This is a genomic window from Moritella sp. JT01, assembly GCF_001574435.1.
In the GTDB taxonomy this organism is placed as follows: Bacteria; Pseudomonadota; Gammaproteobacteria; order Enterobacterales; family Moritellaceae; genus Moritella.
On the sequence record NZ_LOCN01000007.1, the window covers coordinates 28,981 to 42,479 of the forward strand.

At 40.6% G+C, this 13,499-nt stretch carries 10 protein-coding genes; 1 reads left to right on the plus strand and 9 read right to left on the minus strand.

Going from position 1 to position 13,499, the window contains the following annotated elements; all coding sequences use genetic code 11:
- Positions 1–5: 5 nt before the first annotated feature.
- From sucA to sdhC, 5 genes are all read right to left on the minus strand, one after another.
- On the minus strand, positions 6–2,819 hold the full coding sequence (gene sucA / locus AKG98_RS06875) for a 2-oxoglutarate dehydrogenase E1 component (RefSeq protein WP_067043352.1): 2,814 nt from the start codon (positions 2,817–2,819) through the stop codon (positions 6–8).
- Positions 2,820–2,936: 117 nt separating this feature from the next.
- A complete protein-coding gene (locus AKG98_RS06880) occupies positions 2,937–3,653 on the minus strand; it encodes a succinate dehydrogenase iron-sulfur subunit (RefSeq protein ID WP_067043355.1) in 717 nt (238 codons plus the stop codon).
- A 15-nt stretch (positions 3,654–3,668) separates the two neighbouring features.
- Positions 3,669–5,450, minus strand: coding sequence for a succinate dehydrogenase flavoprotein subunit (gene sdhA / locus AKG98_RS06885; protein ID WP_067043357.1), 1,782 nt, complete (start codon positions 5,448–5,450; stop codon positions 3,669–3,671).
- Positions 5,451–5,795: a succinate dehydrogenase, hydrophobic membrane anchor protein gene (gene sdhD, locus AKG98_RS06890; protein WP_067043360.1), complete on the minus strand. Its 345-nt coding sequence runs from the start codon at positions 5,793–5,795 to the stop codon at positions 5,451–5,453.
- A complete protein-coding gene (gene sdhC / locus AKG98_RS06895) occupies positions 5,789–6,175 on the minus strand; it encodes a succinate dehydrogenase cytochrome b556 subunit (RefSeq protein ID WP_067043363.1) in 387 nt (128 codons plus the stop codon). The genes sdhD and sdhC overlap by 7 nt, the downstream gene beginning before the upstream one ends.
- 387 nt (positions 6,176–6,562) lie before the next feature.
- Here sdhC and AKG98_RS06900 point away from each other — a divergent pair, with 387 nt between their 5' ends.
- Entirely contained in the window at positions 6,563–7,852 is a 1,290-nt protein-coding gene (locus tag AKG98_RS06900; protein ID WP_067043366.1) for a citrate synthase, read from the plus strand.
- A gap of 120 nt (positions 7,853–7,972) precedes the next feature.
- Here the strand turns inward: AKG98_RS06900 and AKG98_RS06905 are convergent, their stop codons facing one another.
- The 4 genes from AKG98_RS06905 to AKG98_RS06920 form a co-directional block, all read right to left on the minus strand.
- Positions 7,973–11,416: a PAS-domain containing protein gene (locus AKG98_RS06905; protein ID WP_067043368.1), complete on the minus strand. Its 3,444-nt coding sequence runs from the start codon at positions 11,414–11,416 to the stop codon at positions 7,973–7,975.
- Positions 11,417–11,587: 171 nt separating this feature from the next.
- The gene (locus AKG98_RS06910) at positions 11,588–12,019 is read right to left on the minus strand and encodes a hypothetical protein (protein ID WP_067043371.1); all 432 of its coding nucleotides are present in this window, start codon (positions 12,017–12,019) and stop codon (positions 11,588–11,590) included.
- A 4-nt stretch (positions 12,020–12,023) separates the two neighbouring features.
- Positions 12,024–12,686: a response regulator transcription factor gene (locus AKG98_RS06915; RefSeq protein ID WP_067043374.1), complete on the minus strand. Its 663-nt coding sequence runs from the start codon at positions 12,684–12,686 to the stop codon at positions 12,024–12,026.
- Positions 12,687–12,790: 104 nt separating this feature from the next.
- Entirely contained in the window at positions 12,791–13,495 is a 705-nt protein-coding gene (locus AKG98_RS06920; protein ID WP_067043378.1) for an exonuclease domain-containing protein, read from the minus strand.
- Between the last annotated feature and the right edge of the window lie 4 nt (positions 13,496–13,499).

The window sequence follows — 13,499 nt, forward strand, 5'->3', positions numbered from 1 at the left end:
ATAAACTATTTCTGCGCAACAGTTAAAGCATCTTCAATAAGTGCTAGCTGCTGTTTTGTATGTACAGACATATAACCGACTGCTGGTGATGCTGATGCAGCACGTCCTGCGTAACTTAATTTCGCCCCTTGCGGGATTGCGCCCCAGAAATTATGCTGACTCGAATACCAAGCACCCTGATTCTGCGGTTCTTCTTGACACCAAACAAACTGCTCTACGTGTTGATACTCTGCAAATACAGCTGCAATTTCCGCATGTGGGAAAGGATAAAGCTGCTCAATACGTACAATAGCAACATCCGTCTGACCCGATTTACGGCGCGTTTCCAGTAAATCGAAATACACTTTACCGCTACACATCACAACACGTTTAACTTGCGTTGAGTCAAGTGTATCAATTTCACCGATTACATTTTGGAACGTGCCTTCTGCTAATTCAGATAAACTAGAAATAGCGAGTGGGTGACGTAATAATGATTTAGGTGTCATGACGATCAATGGACGACGCATAGGGCGTACTGTTTGACGACGCAGCATATGATACACCTGCGCAGGTGTACTAGGTACACACACTTGCCAGTTATGCTCAGCACACATTTGCATATAACGTTCTAAACGTGCAGATGAATGCTCAGGACCTTGCCCTTCATAGCCATGTGGTAACAATACTGTTAAGCCACACATACGACCCCACTTCTGTTCACCAGAAGAAAGGAATTGATCAAATACAACTTGTGCGCCATTGGCGAAATCACCAAACTGTGCTTCCCAAATAGTTAAACCACTTGGTTCAGTCGTCGCATAACCATATTCAAACGCTAATACCGCGGCTTCAGACAATACTGAATCGTGAATAGTTAGCTCACCTTGTTCAGGTTTTAAATTAGCTAATGGTGTGTAGGTACTTGCGTCATCTTGATTGTGTACAACTGCATGGCGATGGAAGAAAGTACCACGACCAACATCTTGTCCAGTGAGACGAACTTTGTAGTTGTCGTCAAGTAATGTTGCATATGCAAGCGTTTCAGCAAAACCCCAATCACATGGTTTCTCGCCTTTTGCCATTAAAATACGGTCTGAATAGATCTTTTGAACACGAGATTGGATCTTGTGCCCTTCTGGTACAGCCGTCATTTTCAATGCAAGGTCAGATAATTTATCTTGGGGCACTTGTGACTGATAAGGCATATCCCATTCGTGTTTTAAGTATGGGTTCCAATCAACTGAGTGCTGTTGCATTGGGCGCCATTCTTTAACAACACATTCACCATGATCAAGTTGATCACGATATTCGTTAATATAGCCAGTTGCTTCAGCAGCATCAATAACGCCTTCATTTACAAGTTGATCTGCATATATTTTACGTGGCGTTGGGTGTTTTTTGATTTTCTTATACATTAATGGCTGTGTTGCACTTGGTTCATCAGCTTCATTATGGCCATGGCGACGATAACAAACTAAATCAATCACAACATCACGCTTAAATGTATTACGGAAATCAAGTGCGATTTGTGTTACCAATACGACAGCTTCAGGGTCATCTGCATTAACATGGAAGATAGGGGCCTGAACCATTTTTGCGATATCCGTACAGTATTCTGTAGAACGCATATCTTTCGGGTTTGATGTTGTAAAACCAACTTGGTTATTAACAACAATTCGAATGGTACCACCAATGCCATAAGCACGTGTTTGTGACATATTAAATGTCTCAGCAACAACACCTTGACCAGTAATTGCAGAATCACCATGAATTGTAATTGCCAGTACATCATCACCGTTAGTGCTACTATAACGTTCTTGACGTGCACGAACAGAGCCCATTACTACTGGGTTAACAATTTCTAAATGCGATGGATTAAAAGCAAGTGCTAAATGTACATTACCGCCTGGCGTACTGAAATCAGAACTGAAGCCCTGATGATATTTAACATCACCCGCACCCCATGCATCACCGTGTTTACCAGCAAACTCATCAAACAGGTCGTTTGGTTTTTTACCAAGTACATTCACCAGCATATTCAGTCTGCCGCGATGCGCCATACCAATAACTGCTTCTTTGATACCTTGTTCACCACTACGACGAATTAATTCTTTCATCATTGGAATCAGTGCATCACCGCCCTCAAGCGAGAAACGTTTTGCACCAGGGAACTTAGCACCAAGGTATTTTTCGAGACCTTCAGCCGCGGTTAAGTTATCTAAAAATCGTAATTTATCTTCTTTTTCAAACTCAGGCGTGCTTTCAACTGATTCTAAACGGCTTTGGATCCAACGTTTTTCTTCAGTAGAAACAATATGCATATACTCAGCTGCAATTGAACCACAATAGGTTTTTTGTAACGAAGCATAAAGCGCACTGAGTTTCATGCTTTCTTGGCCGATTGCATATGAACCAACATTAAAACTGGCATCAAAATCAGCATCTGAAAGATTGTGATATTCCGGATCTAGATCTTGTACACGATCACGTGTCCATAGGCCTAATGGATCCAAGTTAGCATGTTGATGACCTCGAAAACGGAAAGCATTGATTAACTGTAATACTTTAACCTGTTTCGCATCATTATGTGGGTCGCTTACTTGAGCAGCATAACGAGAGGTATCTTTCGCAAGGCGAATGAAATAATCCTTTACAGGACCATGTGGAACTTCTTTGGTATTATCAACTTTAGGTAGCTCTAAAAATACAGTTTGCCATTCTTCGCCAACTGAATCTGGATCTGCCAAAAATTGCTCATATAGATCTTCAATATATGTCTGGTTCGCACCGGCTAGATGAGAGGATTCTAACCAGGCTTTCATGACGTTATTCTGCATTCTCTGCCCTTTTCACTTTAAATGTCCATCGCGCCAGAGATGGTAGCAAAGATTTTAAATTACTTGGCCATTCCCAACGGAATGACCATTGTAACTAAAAGCTAACAAAAAACATTGCTACACCGCACGTTGTAGTAACATAGATTTAATATTACCGATTGCTTTTGTAGGATTTAGACCTTTAGGACACACGTTTACACAGTTCATAATACCGTGACAACGGAATACACTAAACGCATCGTCTAATTCTGATAAACGTTGTTCAGTTGCAGAGTCTCGACTGTCGATCAAAAAGCGGTAAGCCGCTAATAAACCTGCAGGACCAATGAACTTGTCAGGGTTCCACCAGAATGATGGGCATGACGTTGAACAACATGCACATAAGATACACTCATACAGGCCATCTAACTTCTCACGTTCTTCAGGAGACTGAAGGTGTTCGCGAGCAGGTGGAATAGCACTGTCGTCTGTAATCAAGAACGGTTTGATACGTGCGTAGTTGTCATAGAACTGCGTCATATCAATCACGAGATCTCGGACCACTGGCAAACCAGGTAACGGTCGAATTACAATCGTTTTGTTCATATTTAGATCAGACAATGGTGTGATACATGCGAGGCCGTTTTTGCCATTCATGTTAACACCATCAGATCCACATACACCTTCACGGCAAGAACGACGGAAAGCTAATGTCGCATCTTTTTCTTTTAACAAGATAAGAGCATCAAGCACCATCATGTCTGAACCTTCAGGAATTTCAAGGCTCGTTTCTTGCATTTTAGGCTTGCTATCAACATCAGGGTTATAGCGGTAAATTGAAAATTTAACTTGCATCTTGATCCCTTATGTTTAGTAAACGCGTGGTTTAGGCACAAAGTGCTTCAACTGTTCATCAGTTAACAAATTCGGTGAAAGATTCACTTCACGTGTTGCCATTTCTTCAGTTTCAGGTAAGTACAGTGAATGGCATAACCAATTCTCATCATCACGATCTGGATAATCAAAACGACTGTGCGCGCCACGGCTTTCTTTACGGAAATTAGCCGCATGAGCGGTTGCAAATGCCGTTTCCATCAGATTATCAAGCTCTAGACATTCGATACGCTGGGTATTGAACTCTGTTGAGTTGTCATCTAAGCGTGCATTATCTAAACGCTTACGAATGGCTCTAAGTTGCTCAAGACCTTCGGCCATTGACTCACCTTCACGGAATACTGAGAAGTTAAGTTGCATACATTGCTGTAGATCTTTACGGATCTGAACAGGGTCCTCACCGTCTTTGTTACTTTCCCAGCGATTTAAACGCTCAAGAGATGCATCAATGTTAGCGTCTGTCGCTTCTTGTGGCTCTGGAATTGTATCAAGTACTTTACCTAAATAGTTACCTGCAGCACGACCAAATACAACCAGATCAAGCAGTGAGTTACCACCTAAGCGATTAGCACCATGCACAGATACGCAAGCGATTTCACCAACTGCAAATAGACCTGCAACAACTTCCATGCTGCCATCTTCTTTGCGCGTTAATACTTCACCGTTAATATTTGCAGGTAAACCACCCATCATATAGTGACAAGTTGGTATTACTGGGATTGGTTCTTTAACTGGATCTACGTGAGCAAATGTACGTGATAACTCACAAATACCAGGTAAACGAGATTCAAGTACGTCTTCACCTAAGTGATCAAGTTTAAGTTTTAGATGCGGACCCCAAGGACCATCACACGCACGACCTTCACGAATTTCAGTCATCATTGAACGAGCAACAACGTCTCGACTCGCAAGATCTTTCGCGTTTGGCGCATAACGTTCCATGAAACGTTCACCGTCTTTATTTAGAAGGTAACCACCTTCACCACGACAACCTTCAGTTACAAGCACACCTGCGCCAGCAATACCCGTCGGGTGGAACTGCCACATTTCCATGTCTTGTACTGGAATACCAGCACGAATAGCCATACCAACACCGTCACCAGTATTAATGTGTGCATTCGTTGTAGAAGAATAGATACGACCAGCACCACCCGTTGCAAATACCGTTGCTTTTGTTTTGAAGTAGCAAATTTCGCCAGTTTCAATATCAATTGCAGTACAACCAGTGATAATACCTTCGTCATTTTTAACGAGGTCTAATGCATACCATTCCGAAAATACTTTGGTTTCGTTTTTAATATTTTGCTGATATAACAAATGTAATAACGCATGACCGGTACGATCGGCTGCTGCAGCTGTACGAGCCGCCTGTGCGCCACCGTATGCAAGAGACTGACCACCGAATGGACGTTGGTAAATAGTACCATCTTCAAAACGAGAGAATGGCAGACCCATGTGCTCAAGTTCTAAAATTGCTTCAGGACCCGTTTTACACATAAATTCGATAGCGTCTTGGTCACCGATATAATCAGAACCTTTAACAGTATCGTACATGTGCCATGTCCAATCATCTTCATGTGAATTACCTAATGCAACGGTAATACCACCTTGAGCAGATACGGTATGTGAACGAGTTGGAAAAACTTTAGATAAAAGTGCACAACTTTTACCTGATTTAGATATTGATAGCGCAGCACGCATACCAGCACCACCGGCACCAATAACTACTGCGTCAAATTCGCGAACTGGAATACTCACTTATAACCCCCAAAGAACAACAAAACCAACAAGCGCATAAATAAATGCAGTGGTTGTTAGAATAAACTGTAATGCACCACGTAAACCTGTTGATTTAACATAGTCAGTTAATACCTGCCATACACCAATCCATGCATGGATGACGATAGCGATAAGGGTAAGAAGAGTGAATACTTTATTGCCAGTACTTGCAAAAAAATCAGACCATACTTGATAAGTAAGATCATTAAATGCAACGAAACCAACAAAATAAAATGTATATAATGCCATGATGATGGCGGTTGCACGGATCATGATAAAATCATGAGTACCACTGCGGCCATAACTTGCTGCGTTAGTTACCATACCATTATCCCCGCTAGGATTGATAAAACAACGGTTGCAACAAAAGATACTTTCGCACTTAATGCACCCGATTCAAGCTCTTCAAAATACCCCATATCCATCAATAAATGACGGATACCACCAGCAATATGATATGCAAGTGCGGTTAGGATTCCCCAAAGAATGAATGTACCAAAGAAACCAGACACAATTTCTTGTGCATTTTGGAAACCTTGTTCAGAAGATAGTGATTCTGTCAGTAACCATAAAAGAATACCCACTGCAAACAACATTATTACACCGGAGATTCGGTGTAGGATAGATGCGATTGCTGCGATTGGCATGCTTATAGTCTGCAGATCTAAATTTACAGGTCTTTGCTTTTTCACGATATCGCTCACTCAGCTCCATTGAGCATAATTATTATTATATTGATGTGGATCACAGAATTTTATTATTTTCATAACAAATTCCTTTTCAAATGAAAGCCCTTGTTTATTTCTTGTTCAAAGCGTAAATAAAATAATGATTATAAGCACTTACATATCATGAACAAAATTAAAAGAAGGACTCTTGATCCGCGAATAAGTATACCTACATCACAATTTATTTACAATTATAAAAGACCTTATAGCAACATTTACATTAAAATTGAAACATCGGTTAACCTTTTAGTGTTTTTTATTTGATTATTTTGTAACAAAATTGACATTGGTAATTAATAAAGGTAGCTTTAGCTTCGAATTTCATGAAGAAATCTAATTATAAATAAGCAAAGGAGACGTGCTATGGCTAATCAAAAAGCCACGTTAAACCTACCCGGTCAAGAGCCAGTTGAACTTCCAATTTTATCTGGTACAGCTGGTCACGATGTTATCGACATTCGTACCCTAGGTAGTAAAGGATATTTCACCCATGATCCAGGTTTTATGGCAACGTCATCATGTGAGTCAAAAATCACTTATATTGATGGTGTAGAAGGTATCTTACTACATCGTGGTTACGCTATTGATGACTTAGCATTTAATGCAGATTATTTAGAAGTTTGTTATATTATTCTTTACGGTGATGCACCAACAAAAGAACAATATGAACAATTCAAAGCGACAGTACATAAACACACCATGGTGCATGAGCAATTTGCATCTTTCTTCAAAGGTTTCCGCCGTGACTCTCATCCAATGGCGATCCTTTGTGGTGTTTCAGGCGCACTTGCAGCCTTTTATCATGATTCGCTAGATGTGACCAATCAACGTCACCGAGAAATTTCAGCATTCCGTTTATTATCTAAAATGCCGACAATTGCTGCAATGTGTTACAAATATTCAATTGGGCAACCTTTTGTATATCCAGACAATAGCCTTTCATACGCAGGTAACTTCCTTAAAATGATGTTCTCTGTTCCGTGTGAAGAATATACGGTTAATCCTGTTGTAGAAAAAGCAATGGACCGTATCTTTACGCTACATGCTGATCATGAGCAAAATGCTTCTACATCAACGGTTCGACTTGCTGGTTCGTCAGGTGCTAACCCATTTGCATGTATCGCAGCAGGTATTGCGTCACTATGGGGCCCTGCTCACGGTGGTGCGAATGAAGCGTGTCTAACAATGCTTGAAGAGATTGGTACTGTTGAACGTATTCCTGAGTTTATCGCTCGAGCGAAAGACAAAGAAGACCCGTTCCGTCTAATGGGCTTTGGTCATCGTGTTTACAAGAATAAAGATCCACGTGCTACCGTAATGCGTAAGAGCTGTCACGAAGTGCTAAAAGAGCTAAACATTAATGATCCTCTATTAGATGTAGCGATGGAACTTGAGCGTATTGCGCTTGAAGACCCTTACTTCATTGAAAAGAAACTCTATCCAAATGTAGATTTCTATTCAGGTATTACATTACGTGCTATTGGCATCCCTGTTTCTATGTTTACGGTTATTTTTGCATTAGGCCGTACCGTAGGTTGGATTGCTCACTGGAACGAAATGTTAAGTCAACCTGGACAGAAAATTGGTCGTCCTCGTCAGTTATATACTGGTGAAGCGCACCGTCCATTTAAAAAAATTGACGATAGAGATTAGTCTTAACGTTAGTGACTAATCTTAATAAACAAAAAGGCTTCTGATTTATGTCAGAAGCCTTTTTTAATATCTATCTGAAAGAGCGTAGACAATATAGAACCAGCAAAACAAACCGCATAACTACTGACGAATAAACTGTGTTTGCAATGTTTCCGTTAATTGTGCGCTCATCATCGCCCTCAGTGATGCAGGTTTAACTAACTTACGTAATAAACCAACTTTAGCCGCCGCTGCTTTATCTGCAATCCCAACCTCCGTTGTCGCCGTGATAAGAATAGCGGGTATCGCAGGGTTTATTTCTCTTAACGCTGAGATTAATGTTAGTCCATCCTCATCATTATCTAATTGATAATCGACCAACAAGATATCAAAATCACATTGTTTAAATAACGTCATCGCACTCCCAATTGAACTGGCGCCATAAACTTCACAATCCCAACTGCTCATGAGCTCTAGCATGCCTTCTAAAATAGCAGGGTTGTTATCTATACATAACACAGCGGTTCCCGTCAGGTCCGTTGGCACAATAACCGGCGTGGGGTTGTCTTGTTGTAACGCTGTTGCCTCACAAAGTTGTAAGCTAAACCGACATCCCCTGCCTTCTACTGAATCAAGCGTCAACTGATGCTGTAATAATACTGACAAACTAGTACAAATACTCAGTCCTAGCCCTAACCCATCATTCGAACCATTATTGGCCTTTAATTGGCTAAACTGTTCGAAAACGCGTTCTTGATCTTTTGCAGCAATTCCCGGACCGTTATCTAATAATTGAACACTCAACTGGTCACTTTTTCGACGACAACCGAGCAATACACGCCCAGGGCTCGCATATCGAAATGCGTTACCAATTAAATTTTGTAAAATGCGACGTAGCAAGTGTTTATCGGTATTTACCCAATGCTTTGTCGGCATAATAGTAAAGGTAACGCCATGTTGTTTCGCTGCCGCGGAAAATTCGCTCGCAAGTTGACTAAATAGATCATTTAACGCAAATGTTTCGATATGGGGTTTAATGCTGCCACTCTCTATTCGTGCAACTTCAGCTAAATTAACAATCATTTCGTTAGCAACTCTTAACGACAAATCAATACTACTCACTTGCCGCTGCTGATTTTCATTTAGCGTAGACTGACTAGCGAGAGCCGATGTAAACAAACGTGCTGCTTCAAGCGGTTGCAATAAGTCATGACTACACACTTGTAAATAATAGCTTTTCTTACTCAGCGCCTCGTCTGCAACCACTCTCGCTTTCGCCAGTTCTTTATTTGCCCTTTCGAGTTTTTGAGTTCGCTCTGCAACTCGTGTTTCTAGATCTTGATTGGCTTCTTTTAATACCTGTTCTGCTTGCCTAAATGCCGTAATGTCTGAAAAAACCATTAAAAAACCACCGTCCGGTAATGGATTGCCTTCAATACGAATCACTTTGCCATCTTCACGTAAACGTTCAGAGCGATGGGACAGCCTTAAACGCAGAAAATCGAGGCGTTTTTGAACATGCTTTTCAGTATCACCCGAACCACACAGACCACGCTCGGCGTTAAAGCGTATTAATGACTCGACCGGACAACCAACATAAAGGATATCATCAGGATAATTAAACAACATCGCATACTGTTTATTCCAAGCAACGAGTTCGAGCTCATCATTAATAATTGATATCCCCTCTCTGGTATTTTCTATCGCACTTTTCAGCAAATTTTGACTAAACTCTTGTCGATGACTGGATGCATTCCCCACTAAGGTAGCAAGTTCATCTAACGCAAAATCATGCCCGTCTAAAGCAGAATTAAGGACCAACCGCGCAGACGAAGAACCCATCACACTCGACAATACTTTCTCTGTATGCTCAAGAGCATGCTCAGCGGTTTCCTTTGCTGTATGACCTAACGTGATAGCCATCTGTTCAAATGCTTTAAAACTCGCAGACGCTTTATCATTACCAACAAATTGAGCTGTTAACAATAACAATTCATCGACAGATATGGCTTGTCGCTTAGATTTGGCTTTACGCTTACTTTCGATAAGAGATGCCGGTAATTGCCGCTTTAAAAATAATGCGCCTTGTATTCGCTCCTGAATACTCGACCTAGTCACCAGTGAAATAGTGATCATAGAGACGGTATTAATTGCGAGGCACAGTAAGTTAATCGCCGTCGAACTCGCAAAAACTGTACCTTCTAGTGGCCCAGGATAAAAACCGAGTTGAGGCAAAAAATTAACCACTGTCCATAACGAGAAACCGATACAGATACCACTAAACACACCTTTTAATGTCGCACGTCGCCAATAGAAAGCGGCCAACAATGCTGGCGTTAACTGCGCCAGTGCACCTAATGCTGTTACGCCTAAACTTGATAACGTGGTTGGTGGTATAAACAGAAACACAAGATAACTTAACAGGATCACAAACAGGACTAATAACTTTCGAATGTTAAGAAGTTTTAATCTAAACGCATTGTATTGGGTCGGATGTTTATTTTTCTTAAACAAAATAGGAAATATTATTTCGTTACTGAGCATAGTACTTAAAGCAATTGTAGATACAATCACCATTGAGCTTGCAGCTGAAATAGCACCCAAAAATGCAAATAGTGTCAGCCATATTTGATCTTGATGCCAAGGTAAGACCAACACGTACATATCGACAGGAACACTATTTCCCAGTAGTAAGTAACCCGCTAGGCCTAGCGGTGCAGAGAAAAATGCAAATACAAGTAAATACAGTGGGAAGATACGACGACTTAGCCATGCATCTTGCTCGTCGCGTAGTTCCACAATCATGATATGAAACTGTCGTGGTAATACGAAAAATGCAGCCATGACAATGATAAGCATACCGACCATCGCGCTTAGATCGGGAAATTGTAATGCACTGGCTAATTCAGCATTCACACTCGCTTGTTGCCAAATTTCTTGTGGTGAATCAAACACGATATAACAAATGAAAATACCGACACTGGCAAAAGCTGCGATTTTAACCAATGCTTCAAACGCAATTGCCAACATAATACCGGGATGGCGCTCTGTGACATCAATACTGCGTATACCAAACAACATGCTAAAGCCTGCTAGAACACAACTGGTCACTAGACCAAGCTGCCAAGGCATAAAGTCTTGTTGAATTTGTAATTGCTGGAATGAATAAACAATGGCTTTAATTTGCAATGCAATATAGGGCATTGTCCCAAAAAGAGAAACGAGTGTGACAAGAATTGCTAATGCATGTGACTTCCCAAAACGAGCGGCGAGTAAGTCGGCAATAGAAGTTAAATTAAAGGTAATACTTGTTTGAATTATCCGCAGTAAAAAAGGCCAAGCGAAAACAAGCAGTAATATGGGACCTAAATAAATAGGCAGGTACGAATAAACACTACTCGCAGCCTGCCCTGTAGTGCCGAGAAAACTCCACGAAGTACAATAAACAGAAACAGCAAAAGCATAAATTAACGCTTGCCGTTTTCCTTGGATCAGATGACGATATTTATCGCCTAAATATGCAATTAAAAATAATAACGCGATATAAAAAAAACTTAATAGCATCAACTGCCAATTTGCGAACATACTATAACCTACCCAGCGACAACCTGCTCAACTGTAACCTATCGAACTACGACTGAATTAACTGATTCAAGAACAGAGAAAGCGCGATACTCAAGCCACTCAACGTGGACAAATTAAAAACCACAAAAGAGATATTCAAAACATGACACGACTTGGATATATACAAAACGACTAAAGCGAGGTTTCGAATTCGCTAATGTAATCGCCACCTTTAATTGAGGCGATCAACCTTAATTTATAACTTGTCGATGTACGGGCTAATTCACGCAATGGTGTTTGAGCTTGCCAATAATAATTACTTTGTACCTGAGATAGGGGGAATGCTGTCGCAGTATTGTCTTCATTCACTAGAAATAGCACTGCTTCATCAAGAGGGAAAGTCGAATTGACGACTGTTGAACCTGCTTTATCAAACACGTTTACTTTAAAATTACCACTTATCAACACACACCCACCAACAAGTACTTCACAAGAAGATTCTGGTATTAATGTGATTAACTTCGTTTTGTCCGCATCGTTTTCAATGAAATAGTCCGATGCTATATAGCCCAATACAGCTAATAATGGCGCGACAAGTACTGCCACTTTGGTATGTTTATTCATGCACTTATTCCTTTAAGGTATTACTATACTCTACGACATCCAACTGACCCAACATCATTGCAGCTTGTGTCCGATTCCGCACATTCAACTTACGGAAAATAGCACTCGCATGGGCTTTAACCGTGGCTTCAGCAACACAAAGCTTATCACCGATTTGCTTATTAAGGAGTCCTTCAGAAAACATCAGTAATATTCGATACTCTTGAACAGTTAAACTCGCAATCGCTTCATCTGTTGTGTTATTCGTTTCTTCTTTGATTTTTTCATATGATCCAGGAACCCATAACTGACCAGCTAACACCTTATTAATAGCTGAAATGATTGTTGGTACCGACTCAGATTTGGGCACAAAACCCGACGCACCATGCTGCATTGCTTTACTTATGATAGTTTCATCACTGTAAGCAGAAATAACAACCACAGGAATATTCGGATATTGTTTTCTGATACGGATTAAATGATCGAATCCATGTGCACCAGGTATGTTTAGGTCCAGCAATAATAAATCAGCATCTGCGTTAGCGACAAGGCACTCACTAATACTTTCGACAGTTTCAGCTTCCAGCCAATGTGTCGTTTTAAATTGCTCTTTTAATGCAATCAATAATGCTTGACGAAATAGAGGGTGATCGTCAGCAATGATGATTTTTTCTGGCATTACGTGCATATTCATCCATGTGTTGCTACAAATAATTAACCTCCACTATACATGACACCCTGTAATCAAACTGTGACGAACTTAACTTGCTCAGTTCGAGGTACACGACATAACTAACTAAAAGCTGTTGAGATCAAAGATTTAAGCTGGGTATTTCCTTTGAGCTCTGAATATTGCATTTTTGCCATAAATAGTTCTGCGGTGGCAATCGCATCGTTCAATGCGTTGTGTGCAGGATAGTGTGGTAGACCATATTCATCACGTAAATTACTGAGATGTAGAGTAGATGACGCATAAGTTTGACTGCATCTATCATGTCGTTTCTTGGCTAATGCTAGCGTGTCGATGATCGGAAAAACAGGTGCCATCCCATAAAGCTTTATACAGGCTTGTTCGAGAAATGTTTTTTCAATTTGAGCATAATGAACCAACATTGTTTTTCCGGCCAATGCGGTTAATAAGTCTTCGACCACACTTGCTAATGGCCGCCCACTGGCTTTTTCTTGGTCTGTAATGGTATGTATCATGACATTCTCCGCTTCGAGTTCACAATGCGCAGCAACAATTTGATGATAACAACTACCCAACCTAATTTGGTTTCCAGATAATTCAACATAACCAATACTCAAAATATCATCGTGCTTTGCATTTAACCCCGTGGTTTCAAAATCGACAGCTAAAATATCACTGTGCATGATAGGCTTATCAAGATCGATAATTGGGACACTCAAATATTGCTTCAGCGCCCCTTCCGGCGCTTTAATTAATAATCGCTTTCGCTGTGTTTCTAGGCTAAAGAAATATTGTATAAGATTCATCACA